The 23,810-nt window shown below is 34.4% G+C and carries 22 protein-coding genes, 1 tRNA gene and 1 pseudogene; 13 read left to right on the top strand and 11 right to left on the bottom strand.

Going from position 1 to position 23,810, the window contains the following annotated elements; all coding sequences use genetic code 11:
- The first annotated feature begins 108 nt into the window (after nucleotides 1-108).
- Nucleotides 109-657 carry a hypothetical protein gene (locus GA0061080_RS02240; protein WP_085165868.1) on the top strand — a complete coding sequence of 183 codons (549 nt, stop codon included), beginning with the start codon at nucleotides 109-111 and terminating at the stop codon, nucleotides 655-657.
- A gap of 124 nt (nucleotides 658-781) precedes the next feature.
- Here the strand turns inward: GA0061080_RS02240 and GA0061080_RS02235 are convergent, their stop codons facing one another.
- The 3 genes from GA0061080_RS02235 to GA0061080_RS12980 all read right to left on the bottom strand — a co-directional run bounded on the left by GA0061080_RS02235 (nucleotide 782) and on the right by GA0061080_RS12980 (nucleotide 2,896).
- Nucleotides 782-1,843 (bottom strand): nucleotidyltransferase domain-containing protein, encoded by a 1,062-nt coding sequence (locus GA0061080_RS02235; RefSeq protein ID WP_091120338.1) that lies wholly within the window; start codon nucleotides 1,841-1,843, stop codon nucleotides 782-784.
- A gap of 15 nt (nucleotides 1,844-1,858) precedes the next feature.
- The gene (locus GA0061080_RS02230; protein WP_091120335.1) at nucleotides 1,859-2,614 is read right to left on the bottom strand and encodes a nucleotidyltransferase domain-containing protein; all 756 of its coding nucleotides are present in this window, start codon (nucleotides 2,612-2,614) and stop codon (nucleotides 1,859-1,861) included.
- 159 nt (nucleotides 2,615-2,773) lie between these two features.
- Nucleotides 2,774-2,896 carry a hypothetical protein gene (locus GA0061080_RS12980; protein WP_280642340.1) on the bottom strand — a complete coding sequence of 41 codons (123 nt, stop codon included), beginning with the start codon at nucleotides 2,894-2,896 and terminating at the stop codon, nucleotides 2,774-2,776.
- Nucleotides 2,897-3,242: 346 nt separating this feature from the next.
- Between GA0061080_RS12980 and GA0061080_RS02225 the strand changes: the two genes are divergently transcribed.
- Complete coding sequence (locus GA0061080_RS02225) at nucleotides 3,243-3,680, top strand: hypothetical protein (RefSeq protein ID WP_091120332.1); 438 nt, start codon at nucleotides 3,243-3,245, stop codon at nucleotides 3,678-3,680.
- A 268-nt stretch (nucleotides 3,681-3,948) separates the two neighbouring features.
- Here the strand turns inward: GA0061080_RS02225 and GA0061080_RS02220 are convergent, their stop codons facing one another.
- Nucleotides 3,949-4,695 carry a hypothetical protein gene (locus GA0061080_RS02220; protein WP_091120330.1) on the bottom strand — a complete coding sequence of 249 codons (747 nt, stop codon included), beginning with the start codon at nucleotides 4,693-4,695 and terminating at the stop codon, nucleotides 3,949-3,951.
- Between the two features lie 154 nt (nucleotides 4,696-4,849).
- Here GA0061080_RS02220 and GA0061080_RS02215 point away from each other — a divergent pair, with 154 nt between their 5' ends.
- The 4 genes from GA0061080_RS02215 (at nucleotide 4,850) to GA0061080_RS02200 (ending at nucleotide 8,648) form a co-directional block, all read left to right on the top strand.
- On the top strand, nucleotides 4,850-5,563 hold the full coding sequence (locus GA0061080_RS02215) for a JAB domain-containing protein (RefSeq protein ID WP_091120327.1): 714 nt from the start codon (nucleotides 4,850-4,852) through the stop codon (nucleotides 5,561-5,563).
- 110 nt (nucleotides 5,564-5,673) lie between these two features.
- A complete protein-coding gene (locus GA0061080_RS02210) occupies nucleotides 5,674-6,648 on the top strand; it encodes an ABC-three component system protein (RefSeq protein WP_091120323.1) in 975 nt (324 codons plus the stop codon).
- Nucleotides 6,632-6,880 carry an ABC-three component system middle component 8 gene (locus tag GA0061080_RS02205; RefSeq protein WP_091120320.1) on the top strand — a complete coding sequence of 83 codons (249 nt, stop codon included), beginning with the start codon at nucleotides 6,632-6,634 and terminating at the stop codon, nucleotides 6,878-6,880. Before GA0061080_RS02210 ends, GA0061080_RS02205 begins: the two co-directional genes overlap by 17 nt.
- On the top strand, nucleotides 6,867-8,648 hold the full coding sequence (locus GA0061080_RS02200; protein WP_091120316.1) for a DUF2326 domain-containing protein: 1,782 nt from the start codon (nucleotides 6,867-6,869) through the stop codon (nucleotides 8,646-8,648). The genes GA0061080_RS02205 and GA0061080_RS02200 overlap by 14 nt, the downstream gene beginning before the upstream one ends.
- A 232-nt stretch (nucleotides 8,649-8,880) precedes the next feature.
- On the opposite strand, the gene GA0061080_RS02195 is transcribed toward GA0061080_RS02200, so the two are convergent.
- The 3 genes from GA0061080_RS02195 to GA0061080_RS02185 form a co-directional block, all read right to left on the bottom strand.
- Complete coding sequence (locus GA0061080_RS02195) at nucleotides 8,881-10,101, bottom strand: RtcB family protein (RefSeq protein WP_091120313.1); 1,221 nt, start codon at nucleotides 10,099-10,101, stop codon at nucleotides 8,881-8,883.
- A 55-nt stretch (nucleotides 10,102-10,156) separates the two neighbouring features.
- Nucleotides 10,157-11,308, bottom strand: a complete 1,152-nt coding sequence (locus tag GA0061080_RS13075) for a slipin family protein (protein WP_439330213.1) — start codon at nucleotides 11,306-11,308, stop codon at nucleotides 10,157-10,159.
- Nucleotides 11,309-12,009: 701 nt separating this feature from the next.
- Nucleotides 12,010-12,085: transfer RNA gene (locus tag GA0061080_RS02185), tRNA-Pro, on the bottom strand.
- Between the two features lie 314 nt (nucleotides 12,086-12,399).
- On the opposite strand from GA0061080_RS02185, the gene rtcR reads away from it, so the two are divergent.
- The 4 genes and pseudogenes from rtcR (at nucleotide 12,400) to GA0061080_RS02165 (ending at nucleotide 16,840) form a co-directional block, all read left to right on the top strand.
- Complete coding sequence (gene rtcR / locus GA0061080_RS02180; RefSeq protein WP_091120310.1) at nucleotides 12,400-14,013, top strand: RNA repair transcriptional activator RtcR; 1,614 nt, start codon at nucleotides 12,400-12,402, stop codon at nucleotides 14,011-14,013.
- Nucleotides 14,014-14,071: 58 nt separating this feature from the next.
- Nucleotides 14,072-14,682 (top strand): annotated as a pseudogene (locus GA0061080_RS02175) (helix-turn-helix domain-containing protein).
- Between the two features lie 74 nt (nucleotides 14,683-14,756).
- Nucleotides 14,757-15,827 (top strand): hypothetical protein, encoded by a 1,071-nt coding sequence (locus GA0061080_RS02170; protein ID WP_091120306.1) that lies wholly within the window; start codon nucleotides 14,757-14,759, stop codon nucleotides 15,825-15,827.
- A 59-nt stretch (nucleotides 15,828-15,886) separates the two neighbouring features.
- Nucleotides 15,887-16,840: a hypothetical protein gene (locus tag GA0061080_RS02165; protein WP_091120303.1), complete on the top strand. Its 954-nt coding sequence runs from the start codon at nucleotides 15,887-15,889 to the stop codon at nucleotides 16,838-16,840.
- 100 nt (nucleotides 16,841-16,940) lie between these two features.
- On the opposite strand, the gene frr is transcribed toward GA0061080_RS02165, so the two are convergent.
- From frr to rpsB, 4 genes are all read right to left on the bottom strand, one after another.
- On the bottom strand, nucleotides 16,941-17,498 hold the full coding sequence (frr, locus tag GA0061080_RS02160) for a ribosome recycling factor (RefSeq protein ID WP_091120299.1): 558 nt from the start codon (nucleotides 17,496-17,498) through the stop codon (nucleotides 16,941-16,943).
- 29 nt (nucleotides 17,499-17,527) lie between these two features.
- A complete protein-coding gene (gene pyrH, locus GA0061080_RS02155; RefSeq protein ID WP_091120295.1) occupies nucleotides 17,528-18,262 on the bottom strand; it encodes a UMP kinase in 735 nt (244 codons plus the stop codon).
- A gap of 115 nt (nucleotides 18,263-18,377) precedes the next feature.
- Nucleotides 18,378-19,235: a translation elongation factor Ts gene (gene tsf, locus GA0061080_RS02150; protein ID WP_091120291.1), complete on the bottom strand. Its 858-nt coding sequence runs from the start codon at nucleotides 19,233-19,235 to the stop codon at nucleotides 18,378-18,380.
- A gap of 84 nt (nucleotides 19,236-19,319) precedes the next feature.
- Nucleotides 19,320-20,060 (bottom strand): 30S ribosomal protein S2, encoded by a 741-nt coding sequence (gene rpsB / locus GA0061080_RS02145; protein WP_091120286.1) that lies wholly within the window; start codon nucleotides 20,058-20,060, stop codon nucleotides 19,320-19,322.
- A gap of 582 nt (nucleotides 20,061-20,642) precedes the next feature.
- Here rpsB and ubiU point away from each other — a divergent pair.
- The 3 genes from ubiU to csdA all read left to right on the top strand — a co-directional run bounded on the left by ubiU (nucleotide 20,643) and on the right by csdA (nucleotide 23,780).
- On the top strand, nucleotides 20,643-21,638 hold the full coding sequence (ubiU, locus tag GA0061080_RS02140) for a ubiquinone anaerobic biosynthesis protein UbiU (protein WP_091120282.1): 996 nt from the start codon (nucleotides 20,643-20,645) through the stop codon (nucleotides 21,636-21,638).
- A gap of 83 nt (nucleotides 21,639-21,721) precedes the next feature.
- Nucleotides 21,722-22,600, top strand: coding sequence for a U32 family peptidase (locus GA0061080_RS02135; protein WP_034911249.1), 879 nt, complete (start codon nucleotides 21,722-21,724; stop codon nucleotides 22,598-22,600).
- On the top strand, nucleotides 22,569-23,780 hold the full coding sequence (gene csdA, locus GA0061080_RS02130) for a cysteine desulfurase CsdA (RefSeq protein WP_091120277.1): 1,212 nt from the start codon (nucleotides 22,569-22,571) through the stop codon (nucleotides 23,778-23,780). Before GA0061080_RS02135 ends, csdA begins: the two co-directional genes overlap by 32 nt.
- Nucleotides 23,781-23,810: the final 30 nt, after the last annotated feature.

Raw genomic sequence — 23,810 nt, 5'->3', positions numbered from 1 at the left:
AAGCCAACCAGTTGATCGATTTAATTAAAATATCTTTTAAAAAATAGCCTAAAAGTTATAATATTTTGCTTAAAAAATGGGTAAATAAAAAATTAAAGAGGAATGAGGATGGAAGACAAAACGATTTTATTAATGAATCAGTATTTAGATAGAGATTATAGTGTTTTTCCAATGGCTGAAGATAAAATAGTATTGCAAGATATTCGCAATATTGAAAATAGTTTGGCAATTAAATTTCCTGATGAATATGTTGCTCATTTACTTGGTGAAGATTGTGATGCTATTCCCCATAGAGGTATTTATATTGAAGTAAAAGAGGAGATTTGGCGTCGTCCTCAAGCAATGGCAGTGGGACCTTTTTGGACATTTTTATATGGTTTTCATACTTATACAGCCTCTAAATTAAGTGCTGATTGGATGAGGCTTGATTTTATTGGCCATCAATTTATGCAGGAAACAGGGCTTAAAGCAATCCCAATCTTGAAAATTATTAATGATGCTGATATGTATTGTGTTAATGAATTTAGTGATATTGTAAAATTTAATCACGAAATGAATGTTTTGGAACCAACAAATATGGATTTTTGGCAGGTTTGGGAATTTGAATTAAAAGAGCTAAAAGAAAGAAAAGAAACCAAAAAATCTAAATTAAAATAATTTCATACTTAAATTAGAGTATCACAAGGAAGTGAAATAAATTAACATAATGACATGTATTGTAAATAACTCATTGAATTATTTTTATAATTCAATCATGAACTGTTATTGTTTTGCGATATCATTAGTGGTTATATAATAATTCACGCATTTTTACTAACTGTGCAATCGCTTTAGTAAAATTAGGTGTTTCTGGCAACATTGAAGTGATTGATGCGATTTCAATTTTGCTTAACAATGTTTCTGAGATATGCATAATCTCATCATAGCTTAATTGACCATTTTTAATGGCGAGCAGTTCATCACGATTAGCGCATTTATTGGTAATGGTGCCTTTAGTCATTATTTCATGCGCCACTTGCAATAAACGAATAGTATGCATCATATTTTTAGCATCAAAATCATTACCACTTTTAATATTACTTTGATAACGCTGTTCATTTCGCTTTTCAACCCATTGCCAGTAAGCCTTATAATCACGACAATGCGATGAAAAACTATCACGATTAAAACTTAAGTAAGCATTTACTGTGGTGCCTACTTTCACCGACGACAAGCAAAGTTCGGTCGAATCATCATTTTGAATAATGCCATGATAGCCACAATCCCCCGAGGCATCATAAAAAAGTGCATATAAATCTCGACTATGTGGAATATTCACCAAACCACATAAATGTTGCTCAAAACGCTTTTCACTTAACCAATTAGTGAGGGGATAAGCATGCTGCCCTTGAATAATATAACAAAAATCAAGGACCGTTTTACGTTTCACCTCAATGGGATTATTGATTTTTTTATTCAATCCTTTAGCTTTTTTAATTTGTGACATAGCATAGTGAGCAAAGGTTTGTTTAGTTTGTTGGGATAAAAATAGATCAAGGGTTAACTGCTGCATGATTGGATGCTGATATAAAATACAGTCGGGTGCAGAAGCCAATACTTCTAAAATATTCGGATTACTTTTTAGCAATAACTCAACAAAGCGACCTAATTCATAATAGACGATATCATTAGTTTCATTACTAATTTGCGGAATATACTCGAGTCCATAAAATTTATCTTTAGGTAAATAAAACACCCCTTTAATATCGGTATCTGATGTTTCAGTAGCCAAACCAAATGCACGGCTACCGCTGATCACTTCAAATAAGATTAAGTTTTGTGCTTTTAAATCGTCGATTGTCATGTCGTATTCCTTTCCTTATTTTAAGCTCATTAACGTTTGTATAAAAAAGCGATCTAATTTATCTGCCTTAAAATGTTGTTCGTCTATAGCCTGTAAACTTTCTTTAATCTCAATCATGGATTGTTCAATAAACAATAAGATTTTTGGATCGATAGTGATAGGTGTTGATTCAGTCATGGTTGCTTTTAAGGCAATAATATCATTGATTTGTTGGCTTAAATCATCAGGTAATAGTGTCAATAATGGCGTAATGGCCATGGGGGCGATTTGCTGTTTTTCTAAACACCATTTAGCACATAATAATGGTCTTAATACATAAAACAGTTTTTTGATACCGATCTGCTGCCCTTCACTGCTTTGTAAGGCGCTTTTGGCAATACCTAAATAGTGATAAATATTACCCCTAGCATTAAAGAAATTGGAACAAAGTTGCCATAATTGATTAGCAATTGGCGCATTTTGTTGATAAATAATGGGTAATTGCAACCATTCAAACGGGGTAGTATTTGATTTGCGGATCAATTGTAAAGTTTTTTTTAAATCCCAACCATGCAAATCCAGCTCATCATCAATAGGAAAAGTTAAATGTGAAGCAGGGTTATCAATGGCTAAGTATTTCTCAAAACGATGCACATAAATAAAACGCACATCATAATCACTATTCTGCGATGGAAACCCCCACGCCCGACTGCCTGATTCGCAAGCGTAAAGTATATGGATATTATGTTGTTGTGCTAATTCTGCTAACTTTTGTTTTATGCGGTTTTGCATTGCAACTATTCCTTTAGGTTATTTATTTTACTTTATATCTGAATTTTTAACGCATTTAAAGTCTTTTGCCTATTACCATTAAAAAATGATTTAACATAATAAGTTATGATTGAAACGGTATAGACTCCTGAATATTTTTTACAACCTTATTAATTATTACTATGACTTAGATCTAAAATGCGACTTACCAGTCGGTAAAAATGTGGTACCTGCTTGAACGTCTAACCATGTTTGACGGTAACGTTGGCGTCGCTTTATTTGACAATAGTTAGCCAATGTCACATATCTTTTATCCTCCATCAGATCAATAAAATAGAGTTGCTATTTGTTAATTAATGCAATATAATCAAGCACATGTTTAAATAAGAAACAGAGACATCATTATGCGTAAGTGGCAACCAAAAGTCCCATTTTTGTTGGTGTAAAAATGACATATATAACAATTTAACCAATAAAGTAGAAAAAATAGTCAGCAAGATGTCGAAGCTAATTTATTTACTACAAGGATGGACAATTTCACACAACTAGGTACACATTTTGCATGAATATGGTCTACAAGAACTTTATCGGTTACCTAGCTCTTTGGAAAAAGCGTTAAAAGAGATTGAAGATAAAAAAGGACAACCTAATGAAAATAATTAATTTATTAATTATCGTATTGTTTAACTTTATAGGTGCCTATCTAAGTTACCAATGGTGTTATCGAATGATTATCGCAAAACATCGCACACCAGAATTATATTATTTGATATGTTATGGTTTGTGTTATTTCTGTTTTATTCTGATTTCAATCTTTCTTTTAAATAAAATAAAACAACCGATAGTTTTAGTGATTTGCGCAGTGCCAATTGGTTTTATCATTACCTTAATGTCACCTATTGTATTCATGTTAGTTATGGAAGATACTAATAAATTGATTTTTAATCTAAATTTTATTACGGAGATGTTAGGTGTCACATCAATGATAACCCTTAATTTTATAATATATCCGGCAATTTTATTATGCTGCCATTATTCTATTGGTGGGATACAAAAAATATCAAGTAAGCTTACTTTGAAGCAATAATTAATTGCCGAAATCAGCCAGAAAATCGCCCAACTATTTTATACTGTGGAACTCATCTGATTGGATTGTCATCCTGTATTTCTTGTCTTATTTTAAGCTCATTAATGTTTGTATGTTGTCCTTTACTGCTTTAATATCGGAATTTTTTAACGCTTTTAAGGTTTTTAAAGCCCTTTGCCTATTACCATTAAAAAATGATTGAACATAATGAGTTATGATTGAAACGGTATAGACTCCTGAATATTTTTTACAACCTTATTAATTATTACTATGACTTAGATCTAAAATGCGACTTACCAGTTGGTAAAAACGTGTCACCTGTGTGAATGTCTAACCATATTTGACGGCAACGTTGGCGTCGCTTTACTTGGCAATAATTAGCCAATACTAAAAATCCTTGTAATTCCATTATTCCTAAAAAATAACGTTGCCACTTAGCGGCGGTATCGGTATTGATTCCCAATTGCTGGTTAATGGTTTTCAATGTTTCACCTTGTAGCAATAAATCAATAAAAGGCAACCACCGTTCACAATGAGATAACTTATCAAGATAATACTTTTTGAGTGGATTAAACGTTCGGCGACAAGTTCGGCAACGAAAATTAAGACGGTGCCCAATGCGAACTGTGCTTAGCGATCCACAATAATCGCAAGGCATATCTGACGTATCAAGTAGCTCGGCTAGCCATGACTTAAATGCCTGAGCTTGTCGAGACACTTCTGCCGGCATCGATTGTGTAAGGTTAAGTACCGCTTGATAAAGATCAGGCTCATACTGCGCTAACCAATGACGAATAACGTTATCTCGCCTTTGAGCAGCTCGCGGTGAAAGGTTAAATTTATTGGCAATCAAGCTATGTGGCAGAGCAATTAATGTCATGGGCGCAATATCAATCAGTAATGCGACAGGCTTAAGGCGTCGACATAATGGACTTGTTGCGATTAACTTTGGCACTCGTTGCAAAAATCGCTCAGCAGCAGAATGCTGCTCGTTGGGTAAAATAGAGTGATACATTGTTAACCCCCCTTTGAAACGGTATAGACTCCTGAATATTTTTTACAAATAATATAACCTAAAAAGTGAACAGGTGGAATTATTTGATTAACCACTGCCCTGCATAAACAGAATATGCTATATTATTTTTTGTGTGATTTTACAAGGCGATAAGATGGATATTAAACTAACCAAACATGACAAACGCTATATTGAAAGCACGGACGACGTGTACAGTATTATGCAGCGTGTGTTATTGCGTGAAAACAAGATCGACCAAGAAAAGGAACATCTTTGGATTATTGGTATGAATCAAGCCGGTTATATCCTGTATATTGAACTAATTGCGCTTGGATCGTATAAATCGGTCAACATTGAGCCAATGAACGTATTTCGTGTTGCGGTGATGAAAAACGCCTCTCGCGTGATTTTGGTGCATAACCACCCGTCCGGATCGCTGATCCCCTCAGCGGCCGATAAAGACATCACCGATCGCTTAATTCAAGTTGCCCATATTTTAAATATCGAACTTACCGACCACTTAATTATCACCCCAAAAACCTATATCAGCTTTCGCAGCATCAAACTTATGGAAGAACTCGAACAAAGCCTGAAATATGTTCCGACTTACCAAGTGGTTGAACGCATTCGTAAACAAGAAAAACAAATTGCGAAAGAGAAGTTGGCGGTAGCACATGATAAAGTAAAAACTGCTGAGGAAAAAGCTAGAACTGCAAAACTGGTCGCAAAGCATGAACGAGAGCAAAAAGAAAGGTTAGTACATGCACTATCTCAAAAAGATAGTTCCATTGAACAAATAGCTACAATTATGGAAATTGATGCTAAAGAAGTACAAAAAATTCTGAAAAAGAAAACGATGAAAGAGTAATGAGTTTCAAAAAATGTGAACTGTCTCGTAAAATAATAAGCTTATTATTGTCATGTATATAAACACAGTTATAATATTTGAAATTTTTAGTAGCAAGGAATACACATTTTATGAAATATGCTTATGAAGATATGAGTGATGAGCAATTTGAAAAATTAGTTGTTGTTATCTGCCAACATATAATGGGTATTTCTACACAAGGATTTGCTAAGGGGCCTGATGGTGGGCGAGACGCTAAATTTATTGGTACTGCCGAATTATTTCCCAGTAGAAGTTCACCTTGGGTTGGAACAACAATTATTCAAGCCAAACATACTAATGGCTATAATCGTAATTGCTCTGAATCTGATTTTTATAATAAAGAAAAGAAAACTAACCCAAATACCGTGATTGGTGGTGAACTGATTCGTATCAAAAAGTTAAAAGATCAAGGTGAGCTGGATAATTATGTCTTGTTTACTAATCGTCGTTTAACTGGTAATGCAGAGAGTGAAATATGTAAAACGATTTCAGACTATATTGAAGTCGATATAGCATCAGTAAAGATCATAGATATTAATCAGATAGAACTTTATCTTAAACGATATCCTGAAATAATGAGAATCGCTGAACTAGATCCTATCGATAGTCCGTTAATTGTTAGTCCTGACGATTTAGCAGAAGTTATCCAGGCATTTGCAAATCAAGCGCGAACACTTGAAAGAAGTTTAACCGATATCAATATTGAGCGAACCACTTATGCTAGAAAAAATCAGCTAAATAATATGACTGAGGCTTATGCTAATGAGCTTAAGCGGCGTTACTTAAAAGACGTTAATGAAATTGAATCTTTTCTATCTTTAGCTGAAAATAGTGAATTACGTGAACGTTATGATCTTGCTGCAAATGAGTTTTGTTTAAATATTATTGCAAAAAGAAAAGATTATCAGACTTTTGATGACATAATGAATTACTTATCAAAGTTATTAGTTGATAGAGACCCAATTTTAAGACAAGTTAAACATAAACGATTAGTGAATGTCATGTTGTTTTTTATGTATTGGAGTTGTGATATAGGTAAGAATGAAGATGCTAAGACCCAATAAACATACTCATCCGGATAAGACTATTATTAACATGTCTTTTTTATTGCTTACTTATATTAAGAAAAAGAGACTAAAAAAGTATGATAGTTTATTAGAATATGCTAAAAAATCCGTTGAAGGTGGACATTTTTTATTTCTACCTGCGCTTAATCTTCTTTTTTTATTAGGGTTAATTGAGTATCACGCAAAAACTGATTCAATCGAATATGTGGGGATAAATGAAACTATCTAAATTATATTCAAATAAACCAGATTTATTTGAAACTATTATTTTTTCATCAGGTTTGAACGTAATTCAAGCTGAAATCCGTTTGCCTGAAAATAAGAAAAAAGATACCCATAATTTAGGTAAATCGACGTTAGGCAAATTACTTGATTTTTGTTTTTTATCTCAAAAAAAATCAGAATTCTTTTTATTTAAGCATGAGCAGTTGTTTAACCAATTTGTATTTTTTTTAGAGTTAGAATTAGAAGATGGTTCTTACCTCACTATTCGTCGAGGTGTCACTAATGCAGCTCGTATCAGTATAAAGAAACATAACGATTCACACCAAGATTTTACTCAATTAACGAATTGGGATCATGAAAATGTGCCATTTGATAAAGCGAAAGAAATTTTAGACAGTATATTGAATTTTTACTGTCTCAAACCATGGCCTTATCGCAAAATATTAGGTTATTTATTACGTTCTCAAGATGATTATCGTAATGTTTTTCAATTAAGAAAATTTGCATCTAAACATAAAGACTGGAAACCCTTTCTTGCTCATATTCTTGGTTTTAATTCTGATTTAATTACAAAACACTATGAACTTGAATCTCAACTTAAGGATGCGAGAAATAGAGAAGATATAGTACAAAAAGAGTTGGGCGGTTCAATTGAAGATATTAGTCGAATTGATGGGCTCTTATTATTAAAACAACAAGATGTTAATGAGCGACAACGGCTATTGGATCAGTTTGATTTTCATTCAGTAGATCAAGTAAAAACAAAAAAACTCATTGATGAATTAGATTTGAAAATAGCCACATTAAATAAAAGACGTTATTCATTAGAGTTTAATCGAAAAAAGATAGAATTATCTTTACAAAAACAACAAATATTATTTGATCCTGATAAGGCCGAAAGCTTATACAAAGAAGTCGGGATTCTTTTCCCTAAGCAATTAAAAAAGGATTTTAATCAACTCATTAAGTTTAACCGCGCGATTACGGAAGAACGACATAAATATTTAAAAGAAGAACTATCATCAATAAAAAAAGAGTTAATAGATATTAATCAAACCTTATTGCAATTAGGTGAAGAAAGAACACAAACTTTATCATTTTTAGGTGAAACAGATATTTTTGATAAATATAAACAAATATCTAATGATTTAATTACCTTAAAAGCTGATATTGCTTTTTTAGAAAGGCAAAAAGAGTTTATTCATAAATTGCAAGAGCTTAGGACTGAAATTAGGCAGTTAAATAAAAAATATCAAAAAATTCAAATTGATATGGAAAAAGATTTAGAGATGCAAAATAAACAGGAAACAAGTTTATTTTCAGAAATTAGGTTGTATTTCAGTCGCATTATTGAAGATGTTATTTCTCGAAAAGCATTACTTAATGTCAAAATTAATCGAGAAGGTCATCTTGACTTTAGTGCTGATATTTTAGATGAAGCTGGTTGTTCAACAAGTGCTGATGATGGACATACTTATAAAAAATTATTATGTGTGGCTTTTGATTTAGCTATATTACGCGCTCATCTTAAAGATAATTTTCCTCGTTTTGTTTATCATGATGGGATATTTGAATCTTTAGATGACAGAACAAAGATCAATCTTCTGAATGTGATAAGGCAATATTCTATTTTAGATATTCAACAAATTATTACTGTAATTGATTCAGATATTCCACTTGATAACAATATTTTCTTTAATAAAAATGAAATTGCATTGGTATTACATGATGAAGGAATACAAGGACGATTATTTAAATTACCATCTTGGTAATTAAATAAATCGAAAACAAAGTTGAGTAAATGAAAATCTTATCATTGATTAAGTCTGAATACATTAAATGAATTCTGTCAATGAAGAAGAAATTTGAGTTTTAAAGTGTAGTGATATCGCAAGCATTTCGCAAAAAATAAAAGGGCGAGTATTACCCCATCATATACCACCAACCGCCATTAATATACAATTCCGCCCCCATTTGGGGCGGTCATAACTGTGTCGATATTTTTTACCCTTTCACACACACAACTTGCCGTAATTGATGGACAATTTCGACCAATTCATTTTGGGCTGTCATTACCGCATCAATATCTTTGTATGCCATTGGGATTTCATCAATCACGTTGGCATCTTTTCGGCATTCAACGTGTGCTGTTGCTTTAATTTGGTCTTCAATGGTAAATTTCTTTTTAGCTTCTGTTCGGCTCATAACTCGCCCTGCACCGTGCGAGCATGAACAGAAACTTTCTTCATTACCAAGTCCTCGCACAATATAGCTTTTAGCGCCCATTGATCCCGGAATAATCCCTAGTTCACCTTTTCGAGCAGACACTGCACCTTTACGTGTAATGAAAATGTCTTCACCAAAATGTTGCTCTTTTTGCACATAGTTATGGTGACAATTTACCGCCGACATGTGCGTGGTAAATGGTTTAGTAATGACTTTACGCATTGCTAAGATAACATTATTCATCATGGCTTCACGGTTGAGTCTTGCAAATTCTTGCGCCCAATGCACAGCATCAACATAATCATGAAAATGTTCGGTTCCTTCTTCCAAATATGCTAAGTCTTTATCAGGTAGATTTTTGTTATGGACTTCCATATCTTTTCGTGCCATTTCTATAAAAAAGTTACCAATAGCATTACCTATACCTCGTGATCCACTATGCAACATAATCCAAACTCGATCGGCTTCATCCAAACAAATTTCGATAAAATGGTTGCCGGTGCCGAGTGTGCCTAAATGTCGGTAATTATTGGTTTTTAAAAAATTTGGATATTTTTCTGTTAACTTTTCAAAACCGGGTAATAGCTGTTGCCAATACTGGTCAATGATTAATGGTGGATTTTGCCAGCTACCAATATCTTGTCGACGATTATGAGGCGATCGGCCATGCGGTACTGCTTTTTCAATTTCATTTCGTAACGGTAATAGATTGTCAGGTAAATCACTCGCTATTAAAGACGTTTGCACAGCAATCATGCCACAGCCAATATCCACTCCTACAGTTGCCGGTATAATTGCGCCTATGGTTGGGATCACACTACCGATAGTTGATCCTTTACCGACATGCACATCAGGCATGACGGCGATATGTTTAAAAATAAACGGTAATTGTGCCGTTTTGGTTAATTGGGTTTTGGCTTCTTCTTCAACAGGCACGCCTTTTGTCCACATTTTTATTGGTTTGGCATTATCTGTTTGTAATAAGTTATATTGTGTCATGCTTTATTCCTTTTTATCATGCAACAGTTAATTGCATGATGTTACATTTTTATTTCTAACCTTTAGGTTGGATATTAATCAAACCATGTAATACTTGATCTAGTCCCCCCACTACCGAGATCTTATCGATGCGTTCAGCAATACGTTCTAGGGTTTCCATCTCTTTTAAGCGTAAAGCCACTGGGTTGTTTTCCATCACTTTCGCTGTGTTTAATAATGAACGAGTGGCCGAGGTTTCTTCGCGGCGACGTATCACATTGGCTTGTGCTGATTTTTCAGCTTCAACCACTTGCGATAAAATTGCTTTCATATCGCCGGGTAAAATAATATCTTTTACTCCTAACGAGATAGTTGCAATGCCAAAACCTTCTAAACGCATTTGTACATGCTTACTTACCACTTCATCGATGATGTTTTTATTTTCAAGCAATTCATCTAATGTGCGAGTGCCAATTGCTTCACGTAAACCAAACTGGAGTTCTCGATAAAGTAATTCAGCAGGACTTGCTGTTTTTTCAAATGCCATTAAAACATCTGTATAACGCCAGTTTGCAACCAAATTGATACGTAAATTCACTTTATCTTTAGTTAAAATTTCTTGACCTGCAACTTCTAATACTTGCAAACGAGTATCAACGATATCAACCGATATTTCACGGTTAAAACGCCAATAAGCTGTGATACCAGCTGTTAATAGCTGCTCAATTCTACCATTAACTTTTAATACTCCTACATGATAAGCCGGCACTTGGGCGATTAATACGCCATTATCCCCTATGATGCCTTTTTGCCGTAGTTTTGGTTGTAATAATTGTTCAATCATTTCATTATTTAAGGTATACCCCTTATTTAACTCAACCTTAACTATATGTTGTTTATCACTATTTTTCCAGTAAAGTCGTTTTGTTCCTGGCGGTAGAATTTCAACTAGCAAATCATTTTCATAACGCAACCCTACTTCGTTAGCGCCAACGTCCATTGCTATACAAAATTGTAATAGTTGCTGTGGTGTACGCTGTTCGATGGCATTAGCGATACAATCATCAATACGGTTTTCACGTAAATTAAATTTACCAAGTACAATAGTGTGTTTAAATGGACAGTAACCGACTACCGTTTCTGGCGCAATAATTTTTATTAATTGGTTATCAACAAATAAAGTACCGATTTGTTCATGAATAAAATGATGTAGAACTAATTTATCGATATTATTAATTGGTTCATTAGTGTTTTTTGCTTGCAGTAATTCATTAGTAATTTCAGTCGGTAATGCATAATCTTGTTGTAATAACACTTTTTTTATTGAGTGAGATTTATAGCTGTTCCAATATAATGTTTTGGTTGCAGGTAAAATCACTTCAACTAGTTTTTGCTGTTCATAACGTAATGCGATTTCATTAGTAGCTACATCGACCAAATAACAGTGCTGTTTAACAATGGTTGGATAAAAGTTAAGTAGTTGTTCAGCAATTTCTTCGGCTACTTTGGATACAGCTAAATCAATTATTTTATAACTAAGCGTATTGAATGGATCGGCTTTATGGTAAACACCTGCTGTTAAGATCTGAGTAATCTCGCCATGTTTATATAATACTGCAATTTCATATTTTTTTACTTTAATGGTTTTTATCATTGTATTATTCCTTTTACGACAATCAGCCATCGTGTTTGTGCCAATTTGCACGGGTTAAGTAACGAAATAATAGGGGGAGCATTAAAGTGAATAAGAAAATAATCCTTCTTATTGGTGTTTAACTTTCTGCCTATTATCCAGTTTTTTTATCTTAGCCATTTTTATTGATCACTAAGTTAACCGGTTTAAACTGGTGAATAAGAAAGTGGTAATACAGCTTTACCTCTTTCTTATTCAACACGATCACTGATTGTGTTTATTATTACTTTCATTTTTGGTTTTTGAAGTAGGACTCGAACCTACCACATATCGATCCCTTGTCGATTGTTCTACCTGATGAACTATTCAAAAATTTGCTTTGATACAGCAACCTAATCACATAATTAGAAATACATGTTGATAATCTTTGGCTCCTTTATCCCATGGATAAATACGTAAAGTATTCGCTATGTACCTTGCTGCTATAAAAAAACAGCATATGTTTACTTAGGTACATTCAATAATGCTAAAAGTGTGCCAAAATTTTCAAAAAATAAAAAATTATTTATAATCATTTGATTTATATATGAATAATAAGGTTGAAATATTTTTTGATAAAATATAAGTAGATTGTAATAGATTTATTTTTTATAATTTTATCTAGTTATTTATAATTTTTTATAAAAATGAAAAAGAACGTAGTGTTTGGTTTTTTAGGAAATGTACTGGATCAACGTAGTAAAGGTAAACGGCGTTGGCGACAGTGGCGCCCAACGATTGATTTATGTCATCAATCTGATCTACCATTAACTCGATTTGAATTACTCTACTATCAAAACGATTATCATCTGCTTTGTGAAGTTATTAAAGATATTAAAATTTTATCGCCACAAACCGAAGTAAGGCCAATTGTTGTAAATATAGATGATCCATGGGATTTTGAACAAGTTTATACCTGCCTTTTTGATATTTCGAAAAACTACTCATTTAATCCAGAACAAGAAGAGTATTATTTGCATATTACAACTGGTACGCATGTCGCACAGATTTGTTGGTTTTTACTAGCAGAATCGCGCTATTACCCGGCTAAATTATTACAAATGTCTCCACCATCCAAAAAGGAGATAATGGAAAAAAATTATAACTTAGAGGAAGCAGATCTTATTGCGCAAGTACCTTACGGTAAAATGAATATCATCGATTTGAATTTGCATCGTTATGATAAAATCTTAACTCGTTTTCAACAATATGCCATTCAAGCAACCGATCTGTTAAAGTCAGGTATCGCTACTCGTAACCCACAATTTAATCAATTAATTGCTGAAATAGAACAGGTTGCTAGCCGATCGCATGCCCCTATTTTATTGTGTGGGCCAACTGGCGCAGGCAAATCATTTTTAGCTAAACAAATTTATTTGCTAAAACACACTAATCATCAAATTAACGGTCAATTTGTCGAAATTAACTGCGCCACCTTACGAGGCGATAGTGCAATGTCAACCTTATTCGGTCATGTTAAAGGAGCATTTACAGGTGCGAATCTTGCTCGCACTGGATTACTTAAAAATGCCGATGGGGGATTATTATTTTTAGATGAAATTGGTGAACTTGGGCTTGATGAACAAGCCATGTTATTAAAAGCGATTGAAGAGAAACAATTTTATCCATTTGGTAGTGATAAACCGATTCAGAGTGATTTTCAATTAATTGCTGGAACTAATAAAGATCTTAAATTGGCAATTGCCAATGGCGAATTTCGTGAAGATCTGTTTGCCAGAATTAATTTGTGGAGTTATCAACTGCCGAGTTTAGCCGAACGAAAAGAAGATATCGAACCAAATATTGATTATGAGTTAGCGCGTTATGCTAAACAATACGGCATTATGCCACGCTTTAATCAACAATCAAGGCGCGCTTATTTAGCCTTTGCTACCTCACAAGACGCTTTATGGCAAGGCAACTTTCGTGAATTAAATAGCTCGATTATTCGAATGGCAACGTTAGCACCACAAGCCAATATTACGTTGGAACAGGTAGAAAAAGAGATTCTGCGCTTAAAACAAAACTGGGGGAAACACAAATCAGATGACTCTTTAATTCCATTAGAAATAGATGAATTTGATCGCTTCCAACTGGAAAAGGTGATCGAAATATGCCAAAAAAGTAGCTGTTTATCTGAAGCTGGCAGACGATTGTTTGCTGTGTCTCGCACCAAAAAACAACGTAGCAATGATGCTGATCGTTTAAAAAAATATTTGGCAAAGTTTGGCTTGAGTTGGCAGTTAATTCATCAATTGTAATAGTCTTTACTTAATCTGACGCTTGAGTTATTTTATAACACAAAAAGGAGAGTCAGAAATGAATCAAACCGCCAAAATCATTAAACCTAAATTAGGACTTTTAGAATTAGCTAAGCAACTCGGTAACGTTCAATAAGCTTGCAAAGTCATGGGATACAGTCGAGATAGCTATTATCGCTTTAAACAATTGTATGAGCAAGGGGGGAGCTTGCGCTTCAAGAAATCAGTCGTAAAAAGCCTATCTTTGACAATGAACAAGTGCCACTTTTACGCATTCTTACCGACCGAGGTACGGAATATAATGGCCATAAGGAGAGTCATGCTTATGAACTTTATCTTAATCTAGAAGATATTGAACACACCAAGACCAAAGCCTACAGCCCACAAACTAACGGTATTTGTGAGCGATTCCATAAGACGATGAAAACAGAATGTTATGATATTTTATTTCGACGTAAGATTTACACGCAATTGAGTGAAATACAAAACGATATTGAACAATGGCTTGAGTTTTACAATCGAGAAAGAGCACACTCTGGAAAATATTGTTATGGAAAGACACCATGGCAAACTTGGAATGATGCAAAGGGGTTGGTTAAGGAATATCAATTGGAGAATTTATTTTGCTTATCGGACACGCATTTTGTTAAAATGAAAGCCGATGAGTAACATGTGTATGTCAGCTTAAGTTTAAGCTAATATACTTAAATAAAATAAAATAAAAACACTGTTTGGTAAAAAGAATGTTTAAAAAAAGCATTATATTAATAATATGCATAACAATTTGTAATATCTGCTATGCGGAGCTACCTTGCTTAAATAAGACAGAGATTAAAAATTATTCTTTTAATATCCACTCTAAACCTTATCATTTTACTACTTATCGCTGTGATGATGAGAATGGTGAATTTTTAAAACCCACTATATTAGAAGTTAAAGCGGATGATATGGATTACCAATTTAAAAATTTAATTGGATTGTTTGGGGAACTTGATATTAAATTTGTCAATTGGATGAATAAACCCACTTTTTTTTACTCTGGTACAAGGACTCATAATACTGAAGCTTATATTCCAATAACTATCCGAGATAGTCATTTAACTGCTGATTGTGTATATGTCAGAAGACGGTTAATAAACTTGATGAAGACACAATATTCATATTGTATAAATAGACAAACATTAAATAGAGCTGATGATTTATATAAATTTTTTATCTATTTTTCGCCTGAATCAATAAATTCTTATGCTTATTTTCCCCATACTGATGAAAGTCTAGCGTATAGAGATTTTGATGTGCTTGTCGCCAAAGTGGGGGATATTAATTTTTATCAACGTTACCAATCTATCGAAGATTATGATTTAGATAAATATACGGTAATAATGGCCAATAAAGATAAGCAATATCATTTCAACAATGTTGAAGTGTTTCAAAGAATGGTGAGCTCAAATAGTCTTGAGTTCCCATATATGATTGGTTTAGATATTCTTGATTCTAGTGGTCATTTCACCTTTTATGATATGAAAAAACTTTCAGCACTGTTGGATAAATCAACAAAAAAACGAGATATTCATTCTTATATTCAACTAGCAAAAGTCCAACTTTATGAACAACCTGATTTTCAGTACCCAACTGATAACTATTTAAAAAGAAATAATTTTGTCAAAATTCTTGATATAGAGAGGGACGAAAATAAAATAGGAGAAATTGAAGATAAAAATAAGGAACTTTTGTGGTTTAAAGTCAGCTATCATAGTAAAAAGAATGGTGAAATAATCAACTGGATACCATGGAATTCGTTTAGAGACTGGTAAAAATAATAAAAATTATCACTAAAAAATGGCTAAAATGATTAGTAAGGATGTACAAAACAATGAAATATTTTTTAATTTTAATATTCTTTTTACCAAATTTTGTAGTTGCCGACTGTTCTTACGGTATTCAAATTAAAACTAATGGAAAATATAAAGAAGAATATCATTATGATTATGGTACTAATAGAGTTGTATATATAAATAATATAACTAATATTCCTAAATTATTAGGTACAACGTCTTTTGAAGACGAAGATAAAGATGAAAATAATGTTGAATCAAATAAGATTCCATTAGATAAAACAAAGTTAGAAAGTGAATTTGAATTTAGATGTATTCCTGATAAGTCTGAAAAGAAGTCTAAAAATGTAGAGTTTTTACAACACAGAACCACTAAAGACTATTTTTTTAAAGTCCTTTTATCCATAAAAGGCAGTGCAACTAAAATGGTTGGTATTAATGTTTACCGAAAAAGAGATGGTAGTTTACTGCAAACAATTGATGATTTTGATGGTTATGAATTTATGTCAATCGATACAATAAAACAAGGTTATCATCTATATAATGATTATTTTTTTGGATCTAAAGAAGATGATCAAAGCATTAATACCGATGATTATAACTTTGATGGTGATAATAATGAATTTTATATCTCACAAACAACCGATGATGTCGTGGACATCCCAATTATTGATCGTTATTACGCTTTCAATAAGAAAAAAGGGAAGTTTATTTATCTAAATTTAGAAGGTCGTTATATAACCTTTGATGAAAATAAAAAACAAGCTATTAGGCGAAAAATTTGTTCTATCAAAGATAATGGTGCTGTTATTGTGACAGAAACACACCAATATGATGTCAACAAAAATCACTTCACTTTAATTAATTCGCTATGTCAGTATAAAAAATTTAGTGATCAAGCAAATGATGAGTTTTCTCGTCAATGTACGCAAAAAGAAGAAAATTATTGCAATAACGAAAGTGAACTTGATAAGGACGAGCTTGAGTTGTAATTATGGCTGTAAAATAGTCAATATATTTACTGTCAATAAATAAAACGCTCTGTTTTACTAAGCAGAGCGTTTGTTTTGTTAGAAAGAAAACAGTTAGGAATTAGAACTCCATTAGTTCCTTTTCTTTATCGGCAAGCACTGCATCTAATTTTTTAATTGCGGCGTCTGTCGCTTTTTGGATTAAATCTTGTGCTTTACGCTCTTCATCTTCAGAGATTTCTTTATCTTTTAGTAACCCTTTGATTTGGTCGTTGGCATCACGGCGAATATTACGGATTGATACTCGGCCTTGTTCTGCTTCGTTACGGACAATTCTGGTTAAATCGCGGCGGCGTTCTTCGGTTAATGGTGGAAGTGGTACGCGAATAACGGTACCTGCTGACGCTGGGTTAAGTCCTAAATCTGATGTTAAGATTGCTTTTTCAATAAGTGGTGTAAGTGATTTGTCAAATACGGTAATCGCTAGCGTTCTTGCATCTTCAGCAACGATATTAGCTAGTTGGCGTAATGGCGTTGGGCTGCCGTAATATTCAACCATAATGCCATCTAATAAGCTTGGTGATGCGCGACCAGTTCTTACTTTTGAAATATGATTTTGAAACGCATCAATACTTTTTTCCATGCGCGTTTGCGCTTCTTTTTGAATCTCGTTTAACATAATAAAAGCCTTATTTAAAATAAAGATAATTAGCAGGTTACTGTTGCTTTGTTATTAATTAATGTCCCTTCTTGTTCACCTAAAATGACACGACGCAATGCGCCAGGTTTATTCATATTGAAAACACAGATAGGTAAATTATGGTCGCGTGCTAGCGTAAAGGCGGCTAAGTCCATAACTTTTAATTCGTCGTCTAGTACTTTGTCATAATTAAGTGTTTTATAAAGTGTTGCATTAGGATCCTTTACAGGATCAGCAGAATAGACGCCATCAACTTTGGTAGCCTTTAAAACAACATCTGCTTCAATTTCAATGCCACGCAAACACGCTGCCGAATCGGTTGTAAAAAATGGGTTACCTGTACCTGCAGAAAGGATAACCACTCTACCATGGCGAAGTAAGCTAATTGCTTCGGTCCAACGATAATCATCGCACACGCCATTTAATGGAATGGCTGACATTAGGCGAGCGTTTACTTCAATTCGATGCAATGCATCTCGCATCGCAAGACCATTCATGACGGTTGCAAGCATGCCCATGTGATCACCAACAACACGATTCATTCCTGCTTTAGCAAGACCTGCACCGCGAAACAGATTACCCCCCCCAATCACAACTGCAACTTGAACGTTCATTTCAATTAATTCTTTGATTTCTTGCGCCATGCGGTCAAGAACCGTTGCATCAATACCAAAGCCTTCGTCACCTTGTAGTGCTTCACCACTGAGTTTTAGAAGAATACGTTTATAAAAAGGGGTTGCCATATAAAATCTCGCTATTTCATTACTTGATTATTTAGCTAATAAAAACTAGCACATAATTATTTTAAAATATTTTGTGGATAAACAAAACCGCCTTAACGGCGGTTTTTTTAAACAATTAAGATTGTTTTGATATCGCTGCAACTTCTGCTGCAAAGTCAACTTCAACTTTTTCAATACCTTCACCCACTTCAAAACGGATGAATGAAGCAACTGCGGCGCTCTTTTCTTTTAATAAGTCACCTACTGTTTTTGATGGTTCCATTACAAATGGTTGACCAGTTAAAGAAACTTCGCCAGTGAATTTACGCATGCGACCTGCAACCATTTTTTCAGCGATTTCGCGTGGTTTACCAGATTGCATTGCAATATCGATTTGGATGTTACGCTCGTGTTCAACCACATCAGCAGGAACATCACTTGGATCAACATATTCTGGTTTGCTTGCAGCAATGTGCATTGCGATGTGTTTAACTAATTCATCGTCAGCACCGTTTGCAGCAACTAATACACCGATACGAGCACCGTGTTGATAACTACCTACTACGTCACCAGCAATTTCAGCAACACGACGAATACCGATGTTTTCACCAATTTTAGCAACTAATGCTGTGCGTTCTTCTTCAAATTTTGCTTGTAGTACTGCAACATCAGTAATACGATCTGCTAATGCTGCCTCTGCAACTTTGTCACTAAATGCTAAGAAACCAGCATCTTTTGCAACGAAGTCTGTTTCACAGTTAACTTCTAAAATAACACCAAATTTTTTATCAGCAGAGATTTTAGAAATAATCACACCTTCAGCAGCAACTCGGCCTGCTTTTTTAGCTGCTTTTGCTTGACCTGATTTACGCATGTTGTCAATTGCAAGTTCAATGTCGCCATTAGCTTCAACTAATGCCTTTTTACATTCCATCATACCTGCGCCAGTTCTTTCGCGCAGTTCTTTTACCATAGAAGCGGTAACTTCAGCCATTTTTTAATCCTCTATTTAACCATTGTGATGATTTTCATTAGAATGGGTCGATATTATTATCGACCCTGAAAATATTTGAGTTTATTACTCTGCTGCTGGAGCTTCTTCAACAAAGCTTTCTTCAGATACTGGAGATTGATTTTGCTCACGACCCGCACGAACGGCTTGAGCAACCGCATTTGCATATAATTGAATTGCACGGATTGCGTCATCATTACCAGGAACGATGTAATCAATACCATCTGGATCTGAGTTAGTATCAACAACAGCAACGACTGGAATACCTAAATTGTTAGCTTCTTTTATAGCGATATGTTCATGGTCTGCACCAATAACAAAAATCATATCCGGTAAGCCACCCATATTTTTAATTCCACCCAAGCTATTTTCTAATTTAGCCATTTCACGAGCACGCATTAGTGCTTCTTTTTTGGTTAATTTGTCGAAAGTCCCATCACTAGCTTGTGTTTCTAAATCTTTTAGACGTTTGATTGATTGACGTACTGTTTTCCAGTTAGTCAACATACCACCTAACCAACGGTGATTAACGTAGTATTGCCCACAGCTTTCAGCTGCTTGTTTGATTGCTTCACCAGCTGCACGCTTTGTACCAACAAATAAAATTTTACCTTTACGAGCGGCAACCTTGTTTAATTCAGCTAATGCTTCGTTGAACAGTGGTACTGTTTTTTCAAGATTGATAATATGAACTTTGTTACGAGCACCAAAAATAAATGGTTTCATTTTTGGGTTCCAATAACGAGTTTGGTGTCCAAAGTGTACACCCGCTTGTAACATATCGCGCATTGATACTGTAGTAGTCATGATTTCCTCATTTTGACGTTGGGGTTATGCCTCCACATATCCGCTTTTACCGACCTATACATAAAGCAAAAGGCACCCCGGAAAAGTGTAATGATATGTGTGTGTTATAACGTTAATTAATCATTAAAAGTAATACTGTTATTTCCGATTATTTTTGTAAAAAAATAATGCGAAATGTAGCGTGCGTTTTATACCATAAATTGTATAAGATTGCTAGTTTTTTATCTTTGCTGTTGGTGGTTTTGTGCGGTTTGTTTTTATCAGTTCGTGCTTAGGTTACAATCGGCAATGAGCGCGGTATAGGAATTACAGTATTTTCTCAAATTACTGTAAACAACAAGAGAAATTTCTACAATTTTGCTAATTGCAATCGTCTTTAATTGTTTGTTTTATATACTTTAACCTTATTTTTGATTGTTATTTACATGACAAAAATTGCTTATTCCTATTTTTAGTGATGATGGCAATGCTCTGCTCTACTCTACCTTTTTAAGCACAATTACCGCTTTCCATTCGCATTAAACTCAGAATTATTGCATAATACGCAGCGTATAAAAGGCCAAACTTAAGTTAGGAATAATTATGGAACTTCTTTGTCCAGCGGGATCTTTACCATCACTAAAAGTCGCCATTGATAATGGTGCTGATGCTGTTTATATTGGTTTAAAAGACGATACCAATGCCCGTCATTTTGCTGGTTTGAATTTTAATGAAAAGCGATTGATTGAAGCTTCAGATTATGTACACAAACACGGCAAAAAATTGCATATTGCTATTAATACTTTTGCCCATCCAGAAAATTTTCAACGTTGGCAATATGCAGTTGATACTGCGGCTAATATTGGTGCTGATGCGTTAATTATTGCCGATCTTGCTATGCTTGATTATGCGGCTGAAAAATACCCTAATCTTGAGCGTCATGTTTCTGTGCAAGCGTCGTCAACCAATGAGGAGTCGATTAAGTTTTACTATAATAATTTTCAGGTACATCGTATTGTTTTGCCCCGTGTACTTTCGATGCATCAAGTTAAACAGTTATCACAAGTGTCACCCGTTCCACTTGAAGTGTTTGCTTTTGGTAGTTTGTGTATTATGGCCGAAGGTCGATGTTATTTGTCATCTTATTTGACTGGCGAATCCCCTAATACCGTTGGCGCTTGTTCGCCTGCCAAATTTGTTCGTTGGGAAGAGACTGAAAAAGGACTGGAGTCAAGACTGAATAATGTGTTAATTGATTGCCATAAAAAAGGCGAAAATGCAGGCTACCCAACATTATGTAAAGGTCGTTATTTTGTTGGGGATGAACTTTATCATCCGATCGAGGAGCCAACAAGTTTAAATACCATTGAGCTATTGCCTGAACTGTTTGCCGCAAATATCGCATCAGTCAAAATAGAAGGCCGTCAGCGTAGCCCAGCTTATGTCGAGCAAGTCACTAAAGTATGGAGACAAGCCATCGATCGCTATAAAGCCAATCCGCAATCGTTCCAAGCCGAACAACGCTGGATCGATACGCTTGGTTCGGTGTCAGAAGGCACACAAACAACTTTAGGTGCTTATCACCGTAAATGGCAATAAGGTGAGTTAGCAATAGGTAATGTGCTAACAGTATCAACGTAAATCATTGAAAAAGATCTAATATAAATATAGTGAGCAAAACCATGAAATACGCATTAGGACCAGTGCTTTATTATTGGCCTAAAACTGAAACAGAAGCTTTTTATTATGCCGCCAAAGAGAGTCAAGCGGATATTATTTATATGGGCGAAACGGTTTGTACCAAGCGCCGTGAAATGAAAGTACCAAACTGGATTGAATTAGCAAAAGAGATTGCTAAATCCGGTAAACAGGTAGTGCTTTCTACATTAGCTTTACTTGAAGCACCATCAGAATTAAATGACTTACGGCAATTGGTTAATAATGGGGAGTTTTTAGTCGAAGCAAACGATTTAGCTGCCATTAATGTTGCGCATGAGCATAAATTACCCTTTGTTGCAGGTCCGGCTATTAACTGTTATAACGCTTTAACTTTAAAATTATTACAAAAACAAGGTATGGTTCGCTGGTGTATGCCGGTTGAGCTTTCTCGTGATTGGTTGAGTAATGTGCTTAAACAGTTTGAGAGTTTAAATATCGCACGAAATTTTGAAGTTGAAGTGTTTAGTTATGGTTATTTACCTTTAGCTTATTCAGCTCGCTGTTTTACCGCAAGATCGGAAGATAAGCCTAAAGATAAATGCGAAACTTGTTGTATTAAGTATCCTGTTGGACGTGAGGTGTTTTCACAAGAACAACAGAAAGTATTTGTGTTAAATGGCATTCAGACTCAAAGCGGTTATTGTTACAATTTGGGAAATAATCTAAAAGAGATGAAAGGATTGGTTGATATCGTTAGAATTTCACCACTTGGTATTGAAACACTTGATATTATTAAGCAGTTTAAAGCTAACGAAGATGGATTAAATCCACTGCAAATTGAACATAACCGAGATTGTAATGGTTACTGGAATGGGATTGCCGGACTTGAACTTACCCAATAAGCATTTTCTGCCTGAACTGTTTCGGGAAAATTATCCTGCGCTCAATCATGAAAGCGTATATCTTGATTCAGCAGCAACAGCACTTAAACCGCAAGCAATGATTGATGCGACACTTGCGTATTATGCCCAGAATACTGCTACTACAAAACGTAGTTTATACCAAGATGCTTTGCAAGTAACAGCAACAATTGATAAGGCAAGACAAAATGTTGCCGATTTGATTGGCGCTAATAGTAGTGCTGAAATTATCTGGACACGGGGTGCAACCGAGTCAATTAACTTAATTACGCAAAGCTATGCTCGCTTGTTGTTACAACCCAACGATGAAATTATTGTGAGTGAATTAGAGCATCATAGTAATTTGTTACCTTGGTTGATTGTGGCTAAGCAAACGGGGGCTAAAGTCGTTAAGTGGTCGTCGGATGTTAATGAGTTATCGTCGTTAATGTCAGCGAAGACTAAAATTGTTGCAATCACCCAAATGTCAAACGTAACTGGATTTTGTCCTGATTTAGCGACAATAAGCAACATTGTTCATCAATATGATGCGGTTTTAGTGGTGGATGGTGCGCAAGGTGTTGTTCATCATGCAATTAATGTTAACCTGTTAGATATCGATTTTTATGCCTTTTCTACCCATAAATTGTATGGTCCAACAGGGCTTGGCGTTTTATATGGTAAAAAGGCATTACTTGAGCAAATGTCGGTTTGGCATGGTGGCGGTAAAATGCTAAAAAGCGCTTCGTTTGATGATTTTATTCAAGAAGATCTTCCTTATAAATTTGAAGCTGGTACGCCTAATATTGCCGGTATTGTTGGTTTTAATGCCGTACTTGAGTGGTTAAAAAGTTGGGATAATAAGCAAGCTGAAAACTACACAAAACAGCTAGCTTGTTACGCAAAATCACAACTAAACCAATTTGCCGATATTCAATTTTATAGTGTGGATGATAGCCCGATAATCACTTTTAATATCAATAATATTCATCATAATGATATTGCTATTTTGTTAAGTGAACAAAATATTGCCATCCGTACTGGCGAGCTTTGTGCCCAACCTTTGATGAATAAATTAGGTTGCCATGGTGCGGTTCGTGTTTCATTGATGCCATATAATAATCAGCAAGATATGGATAAATTTATTTTAGAGTTGAAAAGTGCAATTGAAATATTGGTGTAATTCTATTTTAAACGGTATAGAATCCTGAAT

Origin of the sequence: Gilliamella intestini (assembly GCF_900094935.1) — a bacterium.
In the GTDB taxonomy this organism is placed as follows: Bacteria; Pseudomonadota; Gammaproteobacteria; order Enterobacterales; family Orbaceae; genus Gilliamella; species Gilliamella intestini.
Note: the sequence above shows the minus strand (reverse complement) of the source record. Positions and strands in the feature narration are given on the sequence as shown.

Coding starts and splice junctions, on each gene's coding strand:
- GA0061080_RS02220 (WP_091120330.1), bottom strand. CDS start 4,695: ATGTATCACTCTATTTTACCCAACGAGCAGCATTCTGCTGCTGAGCGA.
- GA0061080_RS02210 (WP_091120323.1), top strand. CDS start 5,674: ATGAAATATGCTTATGAAGATATGAGTGATGAGCAATTTGAAAAATTA.
- frr (WP_091120299.1), bottom strand. CDS start 17,498: ATGTTAAACGAGATTCAAAAAGAAGCGCAAACGCGCATGGAAAAAAGT.
- GA0061080_RS02230 (WP_091120335.1), bottom strand. CDS start 2,614: ATGCAAAACCGCATAAAACAAAAGTTAGCAGAATTAGCACAACAACAT.
- GA0061080_RS02200 (WP_091120316.1), top strand. CDS start 6,867: ATGAAACTATCTAAATTATATTCAAATAAACCAGATTTATTTGAAACT.
- GA0061080_RS02205 (WP_091120320.1), top strand. CDS start 6,632: ATGCTAAGACCCAATAAACATACTCATCCGGATAAGACTATTATTAAC.
- GA0061080_RS02170 (WP_091120306.1), top strand. CDS start 14,757: ATGTTTAAAAAAAGCATTATATTAATAATATGCATAACAATTTGTAAT.
- GA0061080_RS02235 (WP_091120338.1), bottom strand. CDS start 1,843: ATGACAATCGACGATTTAAAAGCACAAAACTTAATCTTATTTGAAGTG.
- pyrH (WP_091120295.1), bottom strand. CDS start 18,262: ATGGCAACCCCTTTTTATAAACGTATTCTTCTAAAACTCAGTGGTGAA.
- csdA (WP_091120277.1), top strand. CDS start 22,569: ATGGGATTGCCGGACTTGAACTTACCCAATAAGCATTTTCTGCCTGAA.
- ubiU (WP_091120282.1), top strand. CDS start 20,643: ATGGAACTTCTTTGTCCAGCGGGATCTTTACCATCACTAAAAGTCGCC.
- GA0061080_RS02225 (WP_091120332.1), top strand. CDS start 3,243: ATGAAAATAATTAATTTATTAATTATCGTATTGTTTAACTTTATAGGT.
- tsf (WP_091120291.1), bottom strand. CDS start 19,235: ATGGCTGAAGTTACCGCTTCTATGGTAAAAGAACTGCGCGAAAGAACT.
- rpsB (WP_091120286.1), bottom strand. CDS start 20,060: ATGACTACTACAGTATCAATGCGCGATATGTTACAAGCGGGTGTACAC.
- GA0061080_RS02165 (WP_091120303.1), top strand. CDS start 15,887: ATGAAATATTTTTTAATTTTAATATTCTTTTTACCAAATTTTGTAGTT.
- GA0061080_RS02135 (WP_034911249.1), top strand. CDS start 21,722: ATGAAATACGCATTAGGACCAGTGCTTTATTATTGGCCTAAAACTGAA.
- GA0061080_RS02240 (WP_085165868.1), top strand. CDS start 109: ATGGAAGACAAAACGATTTTATTAATGAATCAGTATTTAGATAGAGAT.
- GA0061080_RS02215 (WP_091120327.1), top strand. CDS start 4,850: ATGGATATTAAACTAACCAAACATGACAAACGCTATATTGAAAGCACG.
- rtcR (WP_091120310.1), top strand. CDS start 12,400: ATGAAAAAGAACGTAGTGTTTGGTTTTTTAGGAAATGTACTGGATCAA.
- GA0061080_RS02195 (WP_091120313.1), bottom strand. CDS start 10,101: ATGACACAATATAACTTATTACAAACAGATAATGCCAAACCAATAAAA.